This is a genomic window from Methanocella sp. (assembly GCF_035506375.1).
In the GTDB taxonomy this organism is placed as follows: Archaea; Halobacteriota; Methanocellia; order Methanocellales; family Methanocellaceae; genus Methanocella.
In genome coordinates, this window is record NZ_DATJPM010000046.1 from 1 (window position 1) to 21675 (window position 21675).

The 21675-nt window shown below is 55.5% G+C and carries 20 protein-coding genes; 9 read left to right on the forward strand and 11 right to left on the reverse strand.

Translation table 11 applies throughout. The annotated features are described in order from the left end of the window. The first annotated feature begins 77 nt into the window (after window positions 1–77). Entirely contained in the window at window positions 78–341 is a 264-nt protein-coding gene (locus VMC84_RS06055; RefSeq protein WP_325379084.1) for a hypothetical protein, read from the forward strand. A gap of 211 nt (window positions 342–552) precedes the next feature. After that, window positions 553–2226, forward strand: coding sequence for a sulfate adenylyltransferase (locus VMC84_RS06060; RefSeq protein ID WP_325379085.1), 1674 nt, complete (start codon window positions 553–555; stop codon window positions 2224–2226). Window positions 2227–2319: 93 nt separating this feature from the next. On the opposite strand, the gene VMC84_RS06065 is transcribed toward VMC84_RS06060, so the two are convergent. Continuing rightward, the gene (locus VMC84_RS06065) at window positions 2320–3261 is read right to left on the reverse strand and encodes a S1C family serine protease (RefSeq protein WP_325379086.1); all 942 of its coding nucleotides are present in this window, start codon (window positions 3259–3261) and stop codon (window positions 2320–2322) included. A gap of 112 nt (window positions 3262–3373) precedes the next feature. Between VMC84_RS06065 and VMC84_RS06070 the strand changes: the two genes are divergently transcribed. Beyond that, the gene (locus tag VMC84_RS06070; protein WP_325379087.1) at window positions 3374–3895 is read left to right on the forward strand and encodes a YkgJ family cysteine cluster protein; all 522 of its coding nucleotides are present in this window, start codon (window positions 3374–3376) and stop codon (window positions 3893–3895) included. Between the two features lie 46 nt (window positions 3896–3941). Here the strand turns inward: VMC84_RS06070 and VMC84_RS06075 are convergent, their stop codons facing one another. Together VMC84_RS06075 and VMC84_RS06080 are read right to left on the reverse strand one after the other, a co-directional pair. Next, window positions 3942–4790: a metallophosphoesterase gene (locus VMC84_RS06075; RefSeq protein WP_325379088.1), complete on the reverse strand. Its 849-nt coding sequence runs from the start codon at window positions 4788–4790 to the stop codon at window positions 3942–3944. A 91-nt stretch (window positions 4791–4881) separates the two neighbouring features. Next, complete coding sequence (locus VMC84_RS06080; protein WP_325379089.1) at window positions 4882–5991, reverse strand: hypothetical protein; 1110 nt, start codon at window positions 5989–5991, stop codon at window positions 4882–4884. Window positions 5992–6105: 114 nt separating this feature from the next. On the opposite strand from VMC84_RS06080, the gene VMC84_RS06085 reads away from it, so the two are divergent. From VMC84_RS06085 to VMC84_RS06105, 5 genes are all read left to right on the forward strand, one after another. Next, window positions 6106–7626, forward strand: a complete 1521-nt coding sequence (locus VMC84_RS06085) for a vWA domain-containing protein (RefSeq protein WP_325379090.1) — start codon at window positions 6106–6108, stop codon at window positions 7624–7626. Window positions 7627–7649: 23 nt separating this feature from the next. Beyond that, entirely contained in the window at window positions 7650–8225 is a 576-nt protein-coding gene (locus tag VMC84_RS06090) for a DUF2115 domain-containing protein (protein WP_325379091.1), read from the forward strand. A 130-nt stretch (window positions 8226–8355) separates the two neighbouring features. Next, window positions 8356–11331, forward strand: a complete 2976-nt coding sequence (gene purL / locus VMC84_RS06095; protein ID WP_325379092.1) for a phosphoribosylformylglycinamidine synthase subunit PurL — start codon at window positions 8356–8358, stop codon at window positions 11329–11331. Window position 11332: 1 nt separating this feature from the next. After that, window positions 11333–12166, forward strand: coding sequence for a phosphoribosylformylglycinamidine synthase subunit PurQ (locus tag VMC84_RS06100; RefSeq protein ID WP_325379093.1), 834 nt, complete (start codon window positions 11333–11335; stop codon window positions 12164–12166). 49 nt (window positions 12167–12215) lie between these two features. Beyond that, entirely contained in the window at window positions 12216–12578 is a 363-nt protein-coding gene (locus tag VMC84_RS06105; protein WP_325379094.1) for a heavy metal-binding domain-containing protein, read from the forward strand. Between the two features lie 300 nt (window positions 12579–12878). Here the strand turns inward: VMC84_RS06105 and VMC84_RS06110 are convergent, their stop codons facing one another. The 8 genes from VMC84_RS06110 to VMC84_RS06145 all read right to left on the reverse strand — a co-directional run bounded on the left by VMC84_RS06110 (window position 12879) and on the right by VMC84_RS06145 (window position 20552). Further along, on the reverse strand, window positions 12879–14147 hold the full coding sequence (locus VMC84_RS06110; RefSeq protein WP_325379095.1) for an Nramp family divalent metal transporter: 1269 nt from the start codon (window positions 14145–14147) through the stop codon (window positions 12879–12881). Window positions 14148–14152: 5 nt separating this feature from the next. Next, complete coding sequence (locus VMC84_RS06115) at window positions 14153–15517, reverse strand: magnesium transporter (RefSeq protein WP_325379096.1); 1365 nt, start codon at window positions 15515–15517, stop codon at window positions 14153–14155. Between the two features lie 8 nt (window positions 15518–15525). Beyond that, window positions 15526–15981, reverse strand: coding sequence for an Lrp/AsnC family transcriptional regulator (locus tag VMC84_RS06120; protein ID WP_325379097.1), 456 nt, complete (start codon window positions 15979–15981; stop codon window positions 15526–15528). 191 nt (window positions 15982–16172) lie between these two features. Then, window positions 16173–17471, reverse strand: a complete 1299-nt coding sequence (locus VMC84_RS06125; RefSeq protein WP_325379098.1) for a TraB/GumN family protein — start codon at window positions 17469–17471, stop codon at window positions 16173–16175. 157 nt (window positions 17472–17628) lie between these two features. Beyond that, on the reverse strand, window positions 17629–18630 hold the full coding sequence (locus VMC84_RS06130; RefSeq protein WP_325379099.1) for an SWIM zinc finger family protein: 1002 nt from the start codon (window positions 18628–18630) through the stop codon (window positions 17629–17631). A gap of 89 nt (window positions 18631–18719) precedes the next feature. Then, complete coding sequence (locus VMC84_RS06135) at window positions 18720–19124, reverse strand: HEAT repeat domain-containing protein (RefSeq protein WP_325379100.1); 405 nt, start codon at window positions 19122–19124, stop codon at window positions 18720–18722. A gap of 118 nt (window positions 19125–19242) precedes the next feature. Continuing rightward, the gene (locus tag VMC84_RS06140; protein ID WP_325379101.1) at window positions 19243–19461 is read right to left on the reverse strand and encodes a DUF2769 domain-containing protein; all 219 of its coding nucleotides are present in this window, start codon (window positions 19459–19461) and stop codon (window positions 19243–19245) included. Between the two features lie 80 nt (window positions 19462–19541). Beyond that, window positions 19542–20552 (reverse strand): radical SAM protein, encoded by a 1011-nt coding sequence (locus VMC84_RS06145; protein ID WP_325379102.1) that lies wholly within the window; start codon window positions 20550–20552, stop codon window positions 19542–19544. 160 nt (window positions 20553–20712) lie between these two features. Between VMC84_RS06145 and VMC84_RS06150 the strand changes: the two genes are divergently transcribed. Further along, window positions 20713–21675, forward strand: a 963-nt coding sequence (locus tag VMC84_RS06150; protein ID WP_325379103.1) for an MFS transporter, incomplete at its 3' end; no start/stop codon positions are given.

Consider the following 21675-nt stretch of genomic DNA (forward strand, 5'->3'; position numbering starts at 1 on the left):
CCTCCGTGGTGCCTCCGTGCCGCCGTGGTGAGCCCCTGCATCACGTTTATGTATCATTAAAACGAACCTCTGATCCGATGAGCGTGAATGTCTCGAGTGCGGCGGAGGCCGCGGAGTATGCAGTAAAGGATCTGGCGGCGAAGCTGGGCATACAGCCAGGCAATATTATTGTGGCCGAGAGCCGGGAGATGACATGGCCCGATGCCAGCCTCGGGATGCCGAAGCCTGGAATGGTATACGCCCAGATGCTCACTGAAGGGTATCGTGTCGTGCTCGAGGCTGCAGGAAAGCGGTACGAATATCATTTTGGCGAAGGCTCGGTAAGAAAGCGCTCACAGTAACGGTAAATCCATCACTATTTTCGGGAGGAGCCGCTATTTTCGGGGCAAACCGCCATTACTACCGGCGAGCATCAATGCGCATCGCGTATAACATGCCCTCTACATTCGACGATTATCGTGCAATAGCTATAAATATCATAAATCCTATTAATTGTTTAGAAAAATCTATAATGATTAATTATAGAGATAATAAATTCAAGGAGAGCATATCATGAGTAGGCCACAGGTAAAGCTCACAAACACAGTCCTTACGGGTAAGGCAAAGGAGACGGCGCTGGAAGAGGCGGCCGAAAGCCTGGCGCGTAACTCCAACACCGTCATGGTCGACGACGAGGCCTGGATCACGGTCGAGATGATAGCCACCGGGGCGCTGAGCCCCTGTACCGGCTTCATGAACGCCGAGGACTATGGCTCGGTCCTGTATTCCGGACGGCTTGCCGATGGCACACCGTGGCCGACTCCGCTGTCCTTCGCGGTGGCGGGCGAAAGGAACCAGAACGTGCTCAAAGGCCTGAAAAAGGGCGACGTAGCGACGCTTATTAACCGCAATAAAGAGCCCGTCGCCCGGATCATTACCGAGGAAGTCTTCGAGTATGACCGGGAAGAGCGAGCGCAGTGCGTGTTCGGCACCACCGACAAGCGCCATCCGGGCGTCCGTAGCATCTACGAGCGCATGGGCGACAGGTCGCTTGCCGGCAAGGTCGAGCTTATCAACCGGCCTCACTGGGGGGCCTTCGAAAAGTACCGGCGCACGCCCGAGGAATGTATCGATTATTTCTACAACAAGAAAGGCGCCCGCACCGTCGTGGGCTTCATCACCGGCGCGAACCCGGTCCACCGGGGCCACGAGCACATCCACAGGACGGCGCTCGAAAATAACGACATGCTGCTCATCCAGCCACTCGTACAATTAGCAAAGCCCGAGTACATCCGGTCCGAATACCGTATCCAGGCCTACGAGACGCTGCTCAATAAATATTATCAGCGCGAGCGCGTGTTGATGAATCCCCTCAGGGTCACGTACATCTTCGCCGGCCCGAGGGAAGCCATCCTGCACGCCATCGTATCCCGTAACTTCGGAGCCACTCACTTCGCCATCGGCCGGGACCATGCCGGCGTCGGGAGCTATTACGGCGACTACGAGTGCCAGACCATCTTCGACCGGCTCTACGAGGGCGGCTCGAAAGAGCTGGGCATCGAGCTGATGTCTTTTAGTGAAGTATTCTATTGCGCCCGGTGCGGCACGACGGCGACGGAGAATACCTGTCCGCACGGCAAGCAATACCGCATCGCCATCAGCGGCACCGCGATAAGGGAATTGATGCGCTACGGCTATACGCCGCCAAAGGAGATCGTCCGGCCGGAGGTGGCGCGCATCGCGATGCAGGGTATCCAGCCGAAAGGCCTTGACGAGAACGGCACCTCGGTCTATCCTGTCGGCTCAATCGTAAAAAAAATGTTCCCCTTCTACCTCGTAGCCAAGAGGCTCGGCGGCAAGTTGCGCGAAAAGCCCCTGAGCTGGGAAGACCTCGGGCTGGAGGATGTCGAGCGCGCCCTGATGGACGTCCGGGAGAACTCCGACCGCATCCTGCGGGACATCGCCCACGATACGGAGCTACATTATGACGTCAACCGGGATATGGCCGCCCAGTGGATCACTGAGGCGAACGAGTACTGCCGTGACTGCCAGAGCCACGTGATCAAAGCGCTCGAAGAGAAAGCCGCTGCGGCGGACCCGAACGCGGACAACAGGATGTTCCAGAGCAAGGACGAGGCGGAAAAAGAGCTCGAGGCGGCAAAGTACATTTACGAAAGCATGAACTCGAAGGGCCTGGACCATAAGAAGATCCAGTGGAACCCGCTCAAGTATAACGAATATCGATAAAAGAGATGCCGGGCCCTGGCCCGGCCATACTATTTTTGCTGTAACGGTTTTCATCCAGACATACACAGCTTTTATTCCACACAGCAACTATTTTTAAGATGGGCTTTCTGCGAGCTTCATGTCGATGTCCCCGACCTGCGGTCCCCGGCGCACCTTAATCGACATACTGTCCCCTACTTTTTTCTCCCGCAGCTCGTGCGTGAGCTCGCTCATATCCTTGATATCCTTGTGGTCCGCCGCGACGATGAGGTCCCCCGGGGCGATGCCCGCCTTAAAGGCCGGGCTGCTCTCGAAGACCCGGGTGACTAATATCCCCTTATCGGCCGGCAATTGATAGTACTGGGCGATCTGCTCGTTGATGCCCACGCCGAGGATGCCCAGCCAGGGCCGGATGACTTTTCCATGCTGTATCAGCTCGTCGACGATGTGACTGGCCGACGATATGGGGATCGAGAAGCCGATGCCCTGGGCGAACGGAATGTTGGCGGAGTTGATGCCGATGACCTCGCCCCGGATGTTGACCAGGGGGCCTCCGCTGTTTCCGGGATTGATGTGGGCGTCCGTCTGGATGAGATTTTCATAAACTCCCTGCTCGGCCTGGATGGTCCGCTTGAGGGCGCTGATGACGCCCACCGTGATGGTGGGGCCCTGCAGGAAGAAGCCGAACGGATTGCCGATGGCGATGGCCATCTGCCCAACCCGGACATTGTCCGAGTCGCCCAGCGTGGCGGCCGGCAGGCCATCCCCCTCGATCTTTACGACCGCGATGTCCGTCAGCCGGTCCGTGCCAATGAGCTTTCCCGGGAACTTACGCCCGTCGAACATGGTCACCTCGATGCTTTCGGACTGCTCGACGATGTGGTTATTAGTGAGGATCAGACCATTCGGCTCGATGATGACGCCCGACCCCATTCCCCGTAGCGGGACGACGTTCATATAGTAGTCGTGCACGAGCCTGACTGTATTGATGTTGACCACCGATGGGCTCACCTTCTCAATGGTCTCGATTAATTCGCCCTCGCAAATTGGAAGCATCCACAACACCCAGATACTGTGTTAATAGCGAAGGTATAATACATTTAGGCGGGCATTTTGCAGGGGCCGGTAATCGTTTTATAATAATAGCGACTAGTCCTGTTGATAGGTAATGCCCGACTTCGAATGCGCATGCTGCGGCCTATGCTGTAAACGCGACCCGTATTATGCGGTGTCCCTGCTGGACATCGAGACGATCAGCGCCGGCCTGGGAATGAGCCCCGTAGAATTCTTTAATCGCTATTGTGCCGTTGTCGATACGCCCGGCGGCTTCCGCTATCCCGTTATCCTTGCCCCCGAGGGTTGCCCATTCCTGAAGGATAAGCTGTGCGGCATCCACAATATTAAGCCCATCGGCTGCCGCGTATTCCCCGAGTCCTCGCTGCTGCCCGTGACCATCCTGAAAAAAAGTGTCCGGGCCATCCAGAGCTGCGCCATACTCTCGCTGCCCGACTCAGATGAGCCGCTGAAAACCGACCATGAGCTTATGGCGAAAAGGGACTTGAGCTTTGAGCATACGAAGGCATATTTTGAAGAGCGTGAAGATTTTGATGAGCCTTCCTGGGCAGTGGCGAAAGATAACCTGATAAAGGTGCTCTCTGATGTTGCACGGAACTACCGGCCCTGGTCGTGAAAATAGTGCATATCTCTCTGTATCATATATATTTGATTTATATTGATTAAGGCCGGTAATGCTTCCGGCGCCGGTATTTCCGGGACTTATCGGTCGGCACCTTAAATTTCTCGCGGGAGTATTTCCGCAGGTTATCGATGGTGCCCATGAAGGTGCCGTCCAGCAAATAGACCTGGGCTTCCTCGAGGCGGATGGCGCGCGATGTAAAGAGCGGCCCCAGCAGGTCGTCGTGCCATGACTCGTTGAAGGCGATGCCGCCACATAATTCGTTGAACGAGGGCACAATATATATCTCGGGGTCCGACCACTCGAATTCCTCCGGCTTATAGTTCGCCCTGACGACACTCTCGTCGAGCTTCGCCTTGATCCAGGCCTGCCTGGTGATGGTATGGCCGACGTTGTCCGTGAGCTTCACGGTCGGGTGGTTGTGCGATATGACCCAGTGCTTGCACTTCAAGAGCGAGGGGCCGGGCCAGGTGTGCCCGTGGAAATAGGCCACACCGTCAATTACGGCGCCCCTGGAGTCGTGAAGATTAATATCCGGATTGCGGGGAATGAGCTTCTCGATGTTTCCGTCATGATTGCCCGGTATGATATCGACGATGGCGCTTTTCGCCAGCTCGCTCAGGAACATCGGCACCTCGTCCACTTCCTGAAAAGATGTCCGTGGTACATTATGCTTGATATCGCCTAAAAGAATGATGCGGTCGGGATTTGCCTGGCCGATATAGCCCTTGATGCGATCCATGCGCCCTGCTATCTGCGACGGAATGTTGATGCCGCTGTGGTACAGGTCGTACTCGATGCCCAGGTGGACGTCCGCGATGACCAGCGACGTGTCCTCGTTCCTGACCACGAGCGCCGGGGCGTCGAGCAGGGGCGTAAGCTCAACCAATAACAAAACTCCGCCACTTAGTTGCATTTACACGTTGATATCCTTTGTCATTTTTCATTTTAAGAAAGCATAATTATTAAAAATAAGATGACTAGGTGGTCAGCTTGATATCCAGTATGGTATCGTTTACGAAGATCCTGGGGGTGCTATCCTGCATGATGGTACCGTACGCCGTGGACCAGACCTTCAATCGATAAGTCTGGTTCTTCTTCAGGACGATCGTATAGTAGCCGTCCTCGACGGAGGTGACTGTATTCGTCGTATAATTATCATAAAAGCTTACCGCGATGTTGGTCGCCGGCCATTTATTGACGATGACGCGCCCTGACACCTTCACGATGTTCGTATCGTTGAGGTCGACCATCTTTCCCGAGACGTAGTCGTACTCGCCCGTATAGATCACGGGCGGCAGCAGGATGACGGAGCCGTTCCGGCTCATGATGAAATTCGTCGTAAGCGGCTGATACCCGGGAAGCCTGAAATCGAGATAGATGACGCTCCCGTTCTCGAAGTTATAATGGCTCACGTCCACGATGATGGTGGCCGAATCGTTACGGCCGAGCAGCGAGCCGGAGAGGTTGTGGACCTTCCACAGGCAGGAGTCCCCGGAATATTCCCAGGCGTTCGGCGTTATCGTCTGGTTATTCATGCGGACCGTCACGGTCATTTGCTGGAGGTCGGCCGGATTATTTCCGGCTTTCAGGCTGACGGGCAGGTAGTATTTACCCCGGCCAATATCGTACCGGTCCGTCCCGTTGACGACGACAGGCGATGGCGGAACGGGCGTGACAGTGGGCTTTATCGCGGTGGCACTGGAGGCTGGAACGGCGGACGCGTTAGAGCCGTTCACTATAATCATATTGACTTGCTCCGGCGGCTGAACGTGAAATATGAAAACGGCCGAGACTATGGCCAGCACGATAACGATCATTGCCGGGGCGATGATGAAAAGACGATTCCGGCCCACGTCGGCCCTTTTATAGGGGAGCTTGTTCTTGTCCATGTACCTGTAGATCATGTCCTTATTCTTGTAGTCAAAAGTAAATCCGCAGGAACTGCATTTCCCCACGACCTTTTCGCCGACGGCCAGCTTTACAAGCGGAAGAGTATCCACTTCCTGGGTGAACGATATCGGGTTGTTTTTATTACAATGGGGACAGGAAAGGTCTATAGTAGCTAAAGGAACCTGCGTTTTTCCCACAAAAACTACTCCCATAAGATTAAATTCAAAATATCCGGTAAAGTTAAAAAATATTTCCTTATAGTAATATAAGCGTGGGGAGCGCATATTACTGCGGGATGAAAGCCTCTATAGATGAGCGAATTCGGATCGTTCGACGCGCTCCTGGACGACGAGGAGATCAGGGAGACTATCGCGCTGCCCAGGAATATCCCGAGAAAGAACCGGGAGGATATCGCCCATGTGCTCTACCGGGAGATCGCGCTGGGAGAGGACTACGAGGTCAAGGATGTCGGCCGCTTCATCGACCGGTTTGGCATATTTTACCTGTTATTGATCGCGTTAAAGAGCTCGGACGAATGGGCCCGGCTAAAGGAACTGGCGTCTGCAAGCCGTATTTCTGCGCTCATCATACTCCGCATCCTGCTGACGGAAGTGTTCGACCTCCTCGAGGATTTCGGGCGGTTCGAGCCCGCCATAAAAGATATATTATCGAGCGAGCTGTTGCCATATTTGGAACGTTTTCAGGCGATCCTGGAAAGCACGCTGGAGCTGTGGCAGCGGAGAGCCGGAGGAGAAAGGCCGACAGCCGAGGCCATTTCAAAGAAAGAAGTGAGCCGGATGCCGGAGCTTATAGGCCGCTTTGAGGAGGGCCGGGCATCGAGGCGATTCCTTGATATCGTATCCAGGGACGTACTCATGGCCCGTATCATGGGGCAGGTGAGCGAGATCGAGGGCCACCTCGAGTCGCTGGAGATGCTCACGCTGTTATATCCGGGCCGGGGCTGGGACCGCTCCATGCTCGAGCTTCACCGCACCTATTTCGCCAATCTCCATAAGTATTCGAAGATCGTGGAGCGCAACGATGACCTGAAAAAGATACTGGACCTCATCGGCCGTATCGAGATGGAATACGGCGCCAGGCGCCAGTCGATGGCCAGCTACAGCCATTCCGAGCTTTACTCTGTCACGACTTCGGGCGATATCCAGCACATGCTCCCGGTAGAAAGCGTCAAGCTACAGGATGAAACGCTAAGAAATCTTTTTTTCGCTAATTGGATTGAGAAAAAGCTGTTAACCTATGAGCTGAAAGGACTGAATCTTGCCGACGGCCCTAAAAAAAGACGCGGCCCCATGGTGGCGATGGTAGACACGTCGGGCTCCATGCATGGCGGCCCGGAGATCGTGGCAAAGTCCATAATCCTGGCCCTGGTCCGGCGCATGCTGAAGGAGGGCAGAGACGTCAAGGTCTATTTGTTCTCGTCGGCAGGGCAGACGAAGGATATCGAGCTGACGGACACGAAGAAGATGGCCTCCGAGTTTTTGGATTTTCTCAACTATACGTTCGAGGGAGGCACCGACTTTAACACCGCGCTCCGGGAGGGGGTGGAAGCCCTGCGAAAGAAGCGATACATGAACGCCGATATACTCTTCATTACGGACGGCCTGTCCGTTGTGAACGACGAGCATATCATAATGAGCGTAGAGGAAATGAAAAGAAGCCATGGCAACCGTATTTTCACGATCGTCGTGGGCAACGATAGCGCGGGCGGCATAGACTACATTTCGGACCACGTCTTCATCCTCGACAAAGCCGACCGCTGGGACCCGGAGGCCAGCCCGGCCAACGCCATCCGGCTCATATCTGCACGATGAATATAAATAAATCCGGCGATTACATGGCTCATATCATGGAGCAGGTGTACCCGGCCGAGCGCACACGCGAGGTATTCAGTCGCTTTAAGGATATAAGAAAGAAAAACGAGCTGGCAGAAGCGCTTGCCGTCGAGCTGGGCCGCCTGAGCATATTCGACCTCCAGAAGGTCAGCGCCTTCGTGGAGAACGAGATAAATAAGCTGCCTTCGCCCTACAGTGAGATGATACACCCATACTTTACCGAGCAGCTGTTCGGCAGCTATTTTAAGCTCATGCGCATGTACGGCGAAGGCTCCATAAAAAATATTAAAGAGGATATCAAGGACCAGAAGACGTTCCTGGAGTACTGCGCCATGGTCGAGAGCGGCGGTGACGGTCATCTCGGGGATTCGTACTATGGCGGCTATTATCATCTGGTGAGCTGCTTTACGATCTTCGTCCTTGACGAGCCCGGCCATCCCGTGGGCATGCCGTTCCCCGGCGGCTTCCGCGTGGAGCGCCGCCCCGAAGGCTTCTATTGCCCCATCAGAGATAAGGAGAAGGACGTGCTCTTTTCGATTTGCAATTATTGTCCCGCGAAGCAGAGCGAAGTGCCCTAGCCGGGCCTTTTTGTGCCTGTAAAAGGTATATATTCCATGGCAGGGTACATCTCAGCATCAATAACGCCCACGGCACCGTGTCGTGGATAAGCTTAAGGATTAGACAACCGATTGTTAACCTAGAGGTATTATGCCGTTCAGGATCGAGGTCGCGTTAAAGCCCGGGTACAGGGACGCCGCGGGCGAGGGCGTAAAGGAAGCCATTAAAAATAACCTGAATATCGGGGCGGACAGTGTCCGGACTATCAAGGTCTTCACTGTGAACGCCAGCCTTACGGACGAGGAAAAGAAGGCCATTGCAGCGGGGCCGTTCTCGGACGCCATCGTCCAGGAGTACTCGCTGGACAGGCCGCTGGCCGCAAACTTCGACTGGCTGGTCGAGGTCGGTTTCAGGCCGGGCGTCACGGATAACGAAGGCAAGACTGGACGCGAGGCAATCGAGGACAGGCTGGGCCGGAAGCTGAAGCCCGACGAATCCGTCCACACCTCCACGCAGTACCTCATCAGCGGAAAGATCAACCATATCCAGGCCATTCGCATTAGCAAGGAAATGCTCGGCAACGAGCTCATCGAGCGCTTTAACATCATCAGCAAGGACGAGTGGGACGGTAAGTTCGACCCGTATGTGCCGGTGGTGAAAGACGCACACAAGCCTCATGTCGGCGAGATCAATTTAGACGTCAGCGATAAGGAGCTACAGGAGATCAGCCGGAAAGGCACGCTCGCCCTCTCGCTGGAGGAGATGCGGCGCATCCGGGACTACTTTAAGGAGCCCTCTGTATTGGAGGCCCGTAAGAAAGTGGGGCTGAGCGATAAGCCGACCGACGTCGAGGTCGAGTCGCTCGCACAGACGTGGAGCGAGCACTGCAAGCATAAGATCTTCAACGCCACCATCGACTATTACGAGGACGGCAGGAAGGAGACCATCGACAGCCTTTTCAAGACTTACGTCCAGGGCTCCACGAGCGAGATCGCGAAAAACGCCGGCTGGCTCGTGTCCGTCTTCAAGGATAACGCCGGCGTCATCAGGTTCACGGACGATCACAATATCGCTTTTAAGGTCGAGACGCACAACAGCCCGTCCGCGCTGGACCCGTATGGCGGGGCTATAACGGGTATCGTCGGCGTCGACAGGGACCCGTCCGGCACGGGCATGGGCTCGAAGATCATCGCCCACACGGACGTCCTCTGCTTCGCCTCGCCCGAGTATAAAGGCCGCCTGCCGCCCCGCATTTTCCACCCACGCCGCATCATGGAGGGCGTTGTAAGAGGCATCAAGGATGGCGGCAACAAGAACGGCATCCCCACTATCAACGGGGCTATTTTATTCGACGACCGCTATGGCGGCAAGCCGCTCGTCTACTGCGGCTCCATCGGCATCATGCCCGCGAAGGTGAACGGCCAGCCGTCGGAGAATAAGAAGGCGAACGACGGGGACCTCATCGTCATGGCCGGCGGCCGTATCGGCAAGGACGGCATCCACGGCGCCACGTTCTCTTCTGAAGAGCTACATGAAGGCTCGCCCGCGACGGCCGTCCAGATCGGCGACCCCATCACGCAGAAGAAGATGCTCGACATGCTGCTCGAGGCCCGGGACATGGGCCTGTACCGGTGCATTACTGACAACGGCGCCGGAGGCTTATCATCTTCGGTCGGCGAGACCGCCGAATCGTCCGGAGGCTGCGAGATGCACCTCGAAAAAGCGCCCCTCAAGTACCACGGTCTCGACCCCTGGGAAATACTCCTATCCGAGGCACAGGAGCGAATGACCCTGGCCGTTCCGCCGGAAAAGCTCGACGCCTTCATGGCGCTGTGCAAGCGGCGCGGCGTCGAAGCCACTGTCCTGGGAAAATTCACGAGCACAGGCAAGTTCCACGTTTTATACGATGGCGAGACCGTCGCCTACCTGGACATGCACTTTCTGCACCACGGCCTGCCGAAGATGAGCCTGACGGCAAAGTGGCAGGCCCCGAAGCATAAGGAGCCGGAGCTGCCGGAGGAAGGCCTGACCGGCGCGCTGATGAGCGTCCTGTCGGACCTGAACATCGCCAGCAAGGAATGGGTCATCCGGCAGTATGACCACGAAGTCCAGGGCGGCTCCGTCATAAAGCCGCTCACGGGCAGGGACAACGACGGCCCGGGCGACGCGGGCGTAATACGGCCGCTCCTGGACAGGATGGACGGGCTGGCCGTGGCAAACGGCATCAACCCGTTCTACGGCGACATCGATACTTATCATATGACGGCCAACTCCATCGACGAGGCCATCAGGAACGTCATTGCCGTGGGCGGCAGCCTGAAGCAGATCGCCCTGCTCGACAACTTCTGCTGGTGCGATCCCATATATGATCCGGAGAAAACGCCGGACGGCGAGTACAAGCTTGCCCAGCTCGTGCGGGCGAACAAGGCGCTGTACGATTACACTACGGCCTATGGCACGCCGTGCATTTCAGGCAAGGACTCCATGAAGAACGATTACAAGCTCAAGGGCGAGGACGGGAAGGAGTATAAGATCTCTATCCCGCCCACCGTGCTCTTCTCTGCCGCGGGCGTTATTCCCGACGTCCGGAAGTGCGTCACCATGGACGCCAAGATTGCGGGAGACGTCGTCTTCGCAGTTGGCATGACAAAGGATGAGCTGGGCGGCTCCAGGTTCTACGCCTGGCTCGGCGCCGTCGGCAACAACGTGCCTAAAGTGGATGCGGCGGTGAACAAGAAGACGTATGAGGCGCTTTCTAAGGCCATCGATGCAGGCCTCGTCGCATCCTGCCACGACTGCTCGGACGGCGGCCTGGCCGTGGCATTAGCCGAGACGGCGTTCGCCGGAGGGCTGGGAATGGACATCGACCTGCTCCGCGTCCCGCAGGAAAGGCTCAATAAGGACGCCCAGGTGCTCTTCTCCGAGTCGGCGGGCCGGTTCGTCGTGACCGTGGCGCCGGAGAACGAAAAGGCGTTCAAGAAGGCAATGGAGGGCGTCGACTGCGAGTCCATCGGCACGGTCCGGTCAGACGACCGGTTCCTGGTGCGAGGCCTCAAGAGCATGCGGATAATCGACACTATTATCGGGGCGCTTAAAGAGTCCTGGCAATATCCGCTGAGGTGGTAATATGGCCGTTAAGTCTTTAGTATTAACAGGATACGGGATCAACTGCGAGATGGAAACGGCGTACGCCAATAAGCTTGCCGGCGCCGAGGCCACCATCGCCCACATCAACGACGTCATCGACGGGCGCTACCGGCTAGAAGATTACCAGATACTGAACTTCCCCGGCGGCTTCTCCTATGGGGATGACCTTGGCAGCGGTAAGGCGTTCGCGAACAAGCTGCTCTATGCGACGACGCCCAAAGGGCATCTAATGGACGGCATCCAGAAGTTCATCGAGGACGGTAAATTGATCATCGGCATCTGCAACGGCTTCCAGATCCTGGTGAAGATGGGCCTGCTGCCGGCCTTCGATGAGAACTATAAGGCCCAGACAACGACCGTGTTCTATAACGATAAGGGATTCCGGGACGCCTGGGTATACCTGAAAGTCAACCCGGCCTCGAAATGCGTGTTCACGAAAGGCGTGGAAAAGATGTACCTGCCCATCCGGCACGGTGAAGGCAAATTCATACCGGGGGACGCGAATGTGCTGGAGAGGCTATTGAAGAACGGCCACGTCGTAATGCAGTACGCGGACGAGAGCTACCGTCCCAGCATGCAGTTCCCGATGAACCCCAACGGCTCCGTGGACTCAATTGCCGGCATATGCGATGAGACCGGCCGGGTATTCGGCCTCATGCCCCATCCCGAAGCTTTTAATCACATCACCAACCACCCGCACTATGCCCGGCTCGTCCAGGAATACCGCCGCAAGGGCAAGAAACTGCCGGAAGAGGGCGACGGCATACAGGTGTGGAGGAACGCCGTGGCCTACGCGAAGGAAAAGCTGGCGTAGGACCACAATTTCTTTATTTTTATATTCCCTTTACTAACTGGTGTCGATCATGGCAGATGACCTTATCATAGTTAGCACCCCGTACGTTCCGGGATATCGTATTACGAGTACAAAAGGCTTCACCTGGGGCCTCATCGTTAGAAGCCGCGGCCTCGGCGGCAATATTGTCGCCGGCTTGAGGACCATTACCGGCGGAGAGATCCACGAGTACACGGAATTGCTGAACCACTCCCGGCAGAACGCGCTGGACAGGATGAAGGAGCACGCGAAGGCGCTGGGCGCCAACGCCGTCATCGGCGTGGATTTCGACTCCTCCGAGCTCGGGCAGTCGATGACCGAGGTGCTGGCCTATGGCACGGCCGTGGTCGTCGAAAAAGAGACGGCGTCGACAAACCCAGTAAGGCTCTCCTGAGTCTTTTTTAGTATTTATATTGAATATTGTTCTTGATGTTCCAGTTAACTCAAACAATCGATTATACCACAAAATCGTTGATGACCGGGGCTTTGGTCATATATAAATAATGAAAATTTCGTAAAATAAGAAAACAAGCCCAATGTTTGCCGAAGTGCTAAAAATTTTTCATAGGAGCTCACCGAGATTTTATTAATATACCCTCCGGGAATATTTTTTAAAACCCTCTGTGCGCACCATGGTATAACCGATATGCCAGACGATACAGGAAAAGAAAATGATGGATTATAAATACAGCGATTATTTTAACAGTCCTGGGAATATCGTCGTCACGACCAGCAGCAGCGTCAGGAACGATACGATGATCGTCGTGCCCCATGCCAGCCAGTTGAACAGCTTCGAGTTCGTATACTCTCCCATGATCTTCTTATTATTTATGAGGAGGAGCATGAACACCAAAATGAAGGGCAGTAGCATGCCGTTCAGCACCTGAGACAGGTACATGATGGCGATGAGCGGCGCTCCGGGTATCAATATCACGAGCGCGCCCAGCACGATGAGCGACGTATAGAGCACGTAAAAGTGCGGCGCATCCTTGAACTTTTTATCGATGCCCGAGTCCCAGCCGATGCCTTCGCAAACCATATACGCGGTCGAAAGCGGCAGGATCGACGCGGCGAACGCCGAGGCGCTGAACAGGCCGAAGGCAAAGAGCTCGGAGGCGTATTGGCCGGCCAGCGGCGCGAGCGCTCGCGCGGCGTCGGCGGCAGTCTCGATCCTGATCCCATTGACGAACAACGTTGATGCACAGGTCATGATGATGAAGAATGCCACGATGGACGTGACCATGCAACCCATGATGACGTCTATCCTCGTGAACTTATAGTCCGAGATCCGGACGCCTTTTTCCACGATGGCCGACTGGATGTAGAACTGCATCCAGGGGGCGATGGTCGTGCCTACAAGGCCGATGAACATGAGCAGATAGCTCGGCTGGAAGCTGAACGTCGGGATGACCGAGCTTTTAATCACGTGCGCCCAGTCGGGGCCGGCCATGAACCCCGATATGACGTACGTCGCATAGAACGCGCTTGCGACGAGGAAGATTTTTTCCACCATGCTATAGGTGCCCTTGACCACAAGAAGCCATACCAGCGCGGCGATAACCGGAACGGCAATGTACCGGGATATGCCGAAGATCTCCATACTCGCCGCGATGCCGGCGAATTCGGACATTGTATTGCCGAAGTTGGCCAGCACCAGGACGATGATAAGCAGCACCATCGTGCGTATGCCGAAGTTCTCCCGGATGAGGTCCGAGAGCCCCTTGCCGGTGACCACACCCATGCGTGCGCACATCTCCTGCACGACGATGAGGGCGATGGTAATGGGGACGAGCGTCCAGAGGAAAGCGTACCCGAAGTGCGCCCCGGCCAGCGAGTAGGTCGTTATGCCGCCGGCATCGTTATCGACGCTCGCCGTGATGATGCCCGGCCCGATAACCGCTAAAAATAGCATGATATTCTTCACGTTAATACGGCCGAGCGGGCTGCATTTTACCTCTGCCATTGATATCACACCTTGTGTATTCGCCTGTTCCTGTGATAGTTCGCCGGCAGGCGGCTCTTGATATCCTCGGGCAACGTATACTCGAGCGCGTCGTCGAAAGTAACGATGCCCAGCATCACGTTTTCATTATTTACGACCGGGATCGCCAGCAGGTCGTAGCGGGAGAGAACATTCGCTACTTCTTCCCGGGACGACGTGGGCACGACGCTGATGACTTCGGTCATCATGATATCCTTGACCGGCTTCTGGGGGTCGGCCAGCAGAAGGTCCCTGAGCGAAAATACGCCTATTATGCGCTCCTTCTCGTCGAGGACATATAGATAATATATCATGTCGATGTCGTGGCCATAGGCGCGCAGCTTCGCGAACGCTTCGGCTACCTTCTGGTCGGGGTGAATGTAAATGAACTCGGTGTTCATCATGCCGCCGGCTGAGTTTTCCCTGTATGTCATTAAATCCCGGATGTCGCTGGCATGCTCCTTGCTGATGCTGCATAGCTGCTTCAGCACTTCGGATGCTCTCTCGTGGGGCATCGTGATCAGGATATCGGCCGCATCGTCAGGGTTCATGTTATCCATGATGTCGGCGACGTCCTGTACGGTCATCTGCTTGAGCATATTGGACCGCACGTCGGGCTCGACCTCTTCCAGCGTTTCGGCGGCCGTCTCCTCATCCAGCGACTTGAAAATAGTAAATCTGCCCTTGTTGTCGAGCTCCTCGATGATGTCGGCGATATCCGCGGGGTGCAAGTCGTTAACGTTCTTTCGCGGTATCTTGAGGTGGACCTTGCGCAGGGTGGCATTCAGCGGGTCGATGTAGGACCAGGAGATGATGTGCTCGGGGAGTTGGAGGGGCTTCACGTACTTCGGCAGCCACATGAGGCCCAGGCGGCGCATGATGCCGTTAAAGCCCACGTCCACGCCCACCAGGTTGAGCGAGCCCTTGATCCAGGCCATGAGGACGTCGTTAACCCTCACGACCTTCAGGTCGTCGATGTCGACGATCTGCTTGTCCAGGATCGTATCGCGAATGAGCATCTCGTTCTCAGCAAGCCTGCCTGGAGGGATATCCTCCATCGAGACTTTCAGCTTAATGCTGTTATCGATGGATTCGACGTTCGCCATGCTCACGATGACGTCGTGCCCCATCACTTTACTAAAAAGACCCTCGCCGTAGACGACTCCAGAGACTTCCATTAAAGTCTCGCCTGGCCGTATGGTAAAGTCCTTTAGCTTACCAAGCACTCGCCCGTCCTTATCCGCCACGTCCCTGCCGATATACTGGCTGAAGAACCGGGCGCGGCCGCTCTGCAGCAGCTCCGATAATTCGGGCCTCGTGCCATTATTTTTGATGCTCTTCGACTCGCTCATGCCATCACCTACACGGGCGGCGCGGCTTCCTTCACCCTCTCGGCCATGACCATCTCTGTCAGATCCTCGATGCCGTCGATGGCCCGGATCTTGTCGTTGATGGTCCGGTTCAACTCCTCCAGGTTTTTGGCCCAGACCTTGATGAGCAGGTCGTACTCACCCAGCATGCCGTAGACTTCCGTTACTTCGGGCAGTGCCGCTAGGGCCTGCTTGGCCTCGTCGTGCTTCTCTGTGTCTGTCTGTACGAGCATGACTGCCATGACGGCATAGCCGGTCAGGTCCGGGTCCACGATGACCGTGTATCGGATGTGGCCCTTTTCCTGCAGGCGCTTGAGGCGGTACTGGATGGTGGCATCGGAAATGCCCGTCTGCCGGGACATCTCCAGGTAGCTCATCCTAGCGTTTTCCCTGAGGAGCCGGAGGATAGAAAGGTCCGTTTCGTCCAGTTCTGAACTATTATCCATATCTATCCGTTGTTCTCCTTAATGATATTTGGTAATTTACCAATATATGTATATATAATTTGTCCTTTTACTTAAAATTTATCGATTTAATAGTATAATGCAAATGGATTTGGGTAAAAAGGACGATATACTAAAAAGATAATTAGCAAAAGATTATTCTATCAACCATGCCTTAATTGAACTCCCCAAATTTACGCCAATGACTTTAAACCGTAACCGAGTGATACGATGGCGTGATAGCCGTTGGACAGGCCGGCGTGGAGAATCCCCACCGGATCGTGGAGATTAAAATATTGGGCCAGGATGAGCACGCCGATAAAGGCGCCGATGATGCTGCCAACGTTGGCCACGGCGGCCACGGCTATGACCCTGAACAGGCGATTCGTGAACAGGTTTCTAAACGCCTCGATAAAACTGTCTTCCTCATTGCCGAGCAGGGTACTCAGGTCCCCCATGGTAGGCGGGCGCTGCGTTGCCTCCACGATGCCCGCGAGCCAGCCGATGGCAATCAGCGGATGGATCGCCGCGCTCAACGCGGAAACGAACGCCATGGCCACGGATTTCCAGTGCCCGCCGATCAGGGCGACGAACGTGGCCGACACGACGCCCTGGATGAAGAATAAGACAGCGAGCATTAGCAATAGCTGCTGCCAGGGTATGCCGGAAAACAGCAGCAATGCGCAGATGAATACCACCGATAGGATAACGATCGCACTGATGATCTTCAGCCAGGGAATATGGCGCCTCTTCGGGACGACGGAGATGGATTCGATGGATGGTATCGTCTCTGGGTGTCCCAGGTACTTTTTAATGCCTTCCCTGTGGCCGGCACCGACGACGCCGAGCACCCGCTTACTCCGGCCGATGTTAAGAAGGTTATTGGCCAGGTAAGCGTCCCGCTCGTACACCAGGACTTCGGCGGCGGAAGGCGCGAACTCCCGTAATTCTTCGACCAGGTCCGAGACGACGTTCTCATTCGTGATTTGCTCCATGTCGATATCTCCGGTCCCGAAGCCCAGCGTCGCCAGCAGCAGCGAATAGGCCATCCGGAGCTTCTCGCGCAGAGTCATCTTTGCCCAAAATCGAGCCATCGTAATGCTTATATCCCGGTCGATCAGGGCGATCGGAATGCCCCTCTTCCGGGCCGCGTCGATGGCCGCAAGCATCTCGGAGCCGGGCTTCACACCCATCTCGGCGCCCACCTTACGCTGGACCCAAGCCAGCATCGTTTGCAATAAAAAAACCGCCAGGTTACTTCCCTTTAACAGCTCTTTAACCGGGAGCTCCTTATCCTTATTCCCCTGGTCGCCTTCCGTCAGCGCCTTATATCGGCGGTCGTCGAGCTCGATGGCCACCACGTCCGGCTGATACCGGTCGATGGCCTCTTCCACCTCTTTCACGCTCTTCTCCGATACGTGGGCAGTACCTATAAGATGGATATTATCCGAAAAATTCGTATTCATTGTCCTGGGCTCTTCCACCGGGCTCACGACCAGAAGTTCATTCGTGTCAGGGATATGTAGTTTAGTACAATTGTAATATTAATGTATATCCTTTCCTATCGTTTCCAGCGTTTCTCCCGGCAAGCCTTGCAGGAAGAAGCCCTTCGCCGGGGAATTGTTCCGCTGCGGATGAAAATTGAGAATGCTATGCATGTCCTTTGATATCGGCCCGCATCTCTTCGAGCCTTTCGAGCCGCTCTTCCACGTATTCGTACTCTTCGGAGTACTTCGGCCCCATCGTGATGAAGCTCTTCTTAAAGTCCGCGAGCCGCAGCTCGACGGCGTTGAGCATGAACTTTTGCTCCTTCAGGCGCTCGGTCTCTTTACGTATTAAGTTACGCAGGACTCGCTCCAGCCCCCATTCGGCCAGCAGGTACCATTCCAGCGCCTGGTTCATGTACCTTCGCCTTTCGCCCTCCATGCGGAAGTTCGGGATGACGTCACCGTACAGGTCCATGACCGTGGCGAAGAAGTTGCGCATGAGGCCGTCCGTATCATCGAGGTTCGTGTAATTGTCGACGATGGCGTCGATGACCGGGTTCAGGATGACCGTGGCCGTCCCGATATCGCCTCCCTGGTAGATGTCGGAGGCATATTCCCGGAAAATATCGAGCTTTTTCACTATCTCCCGCACGTTCAGGTAATCGACGAACTCTTCCGAAAAGATGTTCTTCATCTCTCGCTCCACGAAGCCCGGCAGCTCATTCCTGGGCAGCAGGCGGAGGTTGATCACGTAGACCACGTCGGGGTCGTACTTGATCATGTCGATGATCGTCTCGACCAGCGGCCCCTTGTCCATCTTTTTAAGCAGATCTTCGGACTGCCCCAGGTCCTTGAACATGCCCGGTTTCTTCAGCCATCCGTAGAGCACGGCGGCGATATGCTTGCAATAGCCGAGGGCGTACGGGCAGGTGCACGAGGCCACCAGGTTTCCGCCCCTGACGTCGACGCGAATATAGTAATTCTCGGGGAGCGTGCCCTGGCACTCGGCCATGATGCTCTCCCGGTAGACAAAAGGCCGCATTATGCGACCCTGCTCAAAATATTTAATGCCCCGCTCCATGATCCGGTCCTCGAAAAGCGCGCTGACCTCCTCGTCGGTCAGGCTCTTCAGGTCCCTCATGGCGGGCGGAGCTCTCGCGGGCATGATAGGATTTACGGCCGGGATAAATAAAACGCTACGCAGAAAAGTGTGCCAATATTAAAAGGCAGGTTGCGTTTTTCGCCGAACGACGTTTAAGCCGGCTTCGGAATGGAGCGCTGGGCTTCGTCAACGCCCAGGCATGAGAGGATACATGATACCAGGCCTTTTGCCCTACAATCCCTTTTTTCAATGAGCTTCAGCAGTGGCCCGATGGACGGCCTGCCGATGTTGACCAGCGCGCGGCCCGCGGTCGCCCGCACTTCCGGGACACTGTCGTCGAGCGCTTCGACCAGCCCGTTCACTGCGCGGGCATCGCCAATCTCCCCCAGAGTCCATGCCGCATTGCCCCGCACCCTCCAGTTGTCGAATTTCAGGGCGGACACCAGCGGCTCTACGGCACTACTTCCTGCATCTATCAGCTTTTCCGCGGCCTCAAAGCGCTTATTCTCGGAAGCAAGGGCCTGGATGAGCCCGGAAAAGTCTTGCTCGTTACTCATTACTGAAATGTGATATAGAGGCTCGCATAATAGATTCGACTATAAACTATTGATAACTATATACTTTATATATCTTTCAATATAGAATCGCTCATGTTTATTCATGATAATATAGTCTTTATTTGGCCTTACCGTAGACGCAATAATACATCCCGTTCAGCTTATATTTTGAATATACCGGGCAGCCGGCCGGGCAAATGCAGCCTTCCATGTTGACTTTTAAAGGGCTCTTGCCGTGGCCGCAGTACTGCTTCTTATCGCCCTGGCCCGGGAAGCTCGGGCAGCCGTCGCAGATGCATTCACTCATGTTCTCGTCGTTTTCGGGTGGGGTCGTCATGATATATCAATCAGTTATTTATCTATGGATTAATAAATTGTTGGTTTATTTTTAATCGTCCTTGCCACGCTTGCAACGGCTCAGGCGAGATTCGTGAGCCCGGCCTCTCTCACGATCTCCCTGGCCCGGGCTATCTCTGCACTGTTCAGCATGCGATTGATCTCCGGGAAAGCGTGAGCCCGGTATTCGGGGAAATACTGGAACATTAAATTAAAGCGCACGTTCTTCCCCAGGTTCCTGGCGCACCATTCCACGATGGGCTTCGTGCAGCACTCCACGTGGCCCGGGAGAACGAGCTGCCTGACCAGGACATCGGCCTGGGCCTTTGCATCAAGAAAGGCCCGGGTGGTGACCGCCCAGTAATTGGCGCCGCTGGAGTAGCGGGATGCGTGCTCGTCGTCACCGTAGCGAAAATCGCCAAGATATACGTCCACGACGCCTTCCAGCAGGAGCATGGATTCGGGTGTTATATACATGTTTGAATTCCAGACCACCGGGATATTTGAGTTCACGTAATTCATGACTTCGAGTATCGTATGCAGATGGGGCGTGGGGTCTCCGCCCACTAAGTTCACGTTCTTACTACCCTCTTTATGGCGGACCTCGATGACTTCGGCAAGCACCTTCGGGTACACCTGGCGTCCCCGGATCTCCGTGGCGATGGTCCAGTTCTGGCAATAGGCACAGGCGAAGGTGCAGCCCTCGAAAAAGATCGTATGCGACGGGACGAGCTCGCGCTCCTCGCCGTGGTGCAGGAATTCCGAATAATAGTGAGACGTATAGTCCACTCCGCAGGCGCCCGGCCGCTTATACCGGTTAGCGCCGCAGCGTATCTCGCAAAAGTAGCAGTGCTCCATGATACGGGCGGCCAGCTCGGCCTTAACGTCTAAAAGAGAAGGCTTTTTGCGCTCCGGGAACTTTTCGAACGACGCATACCGCCCGTTCTTCTCGCGGTACTCGGCGATCCTTTCGTCGTGAAGCCGCCATAGCTCCCGGTCGTTGAGCGACCTGAAGCCCGGGTCAACGGCCACGCTCTTGAGCAGAATATGGCGGGCCGGGGCGCCCTTTAAAATATTTAAATAGCGTTCCATTTCCTTACTCTGCTATGAAAAGCATGACACAAGTACTTTTGTCCCGGGGCTGCCGGTAACATAATTCCTTGCTGATAACCTATAAATACTATGTCGATTATCGATATATCGACAGCCGATAGTCAATTAATGATAGATTACAAGTTTCGATGGAGCAAAAATGAGCGATAATTTTTTTAAAATAAACGTCGACTATAAGTGGATTGCGCTCTCGAACGTGACCCTCGCCTCGCTGATGGGCACCATTAACGGCAGCATCATCATGATCTCGCTGCCGGCGATCTTCGAGGGCATACATATCAATCCCATGGCCCCAGACTCGTTCCAGTATTTATTGTGGATCCTTATGGGCTATGGCCTCGTCACGGCGACGCTCCTCCTGAGCATCGGGCGCCTGGCGGACATGTACGGCCGTGTCAGGCTATTCCGGCTGGGCTTCCTGATATTTTCTATAGGCTCAGTACTATTATTCCTGACGCCGGGCACGGGTAATACCGGAGCGCTGGAGCTGGTCGTCTTCCGGCTGATACAGGCGGTGGGCGGCGCGTTCACCATGGCGAACGGCGCGGCCATCATCACCGACGCGTTCCCCTCCGACGAGCGAGGGAAGGCTCTGGGCATCAACATGGTCGCCGTCATGTCCGGCCAGTTCATCGGCCTCATCCTGGGCGGCATCCTCGCCGTCTACGACTGGCGCTACGTGTTCCTGGTCAGCGTGCCCTTCGCTATCCTGGGCACGCTCTGGTCCTACTGGAAGCTGAAGGAGGTCTCCTTCCGGGCGCCGAAGACCGGCATCGACTGGATAGGCAACCTGGTATTCGTCGCCGGGCTCACCTCGCTGCTGGTCGGCGTCACCTATGGCCTGATGCCGTACACGCACGATAATGTCACTGATCCGATGGGCTGGAGCAGCCCCTGGGTGATCGCGGCGATCGTCATTGGCGTCGTGCTCCTGGCCGCCTTCCCGTTCATCGAGCGCAAGGTGAAGAACCCCATGTTCCGCTTCGAGTTCTTCAAGATCCGCGCCTTCATGTACGCGAACCTGGCCAGCTTCACCTCGGCCATCGCCCGTGGCGGCGTCATGTTCATGATGATCCTGCTCCTGCAGGGCATCTGGCTCCCG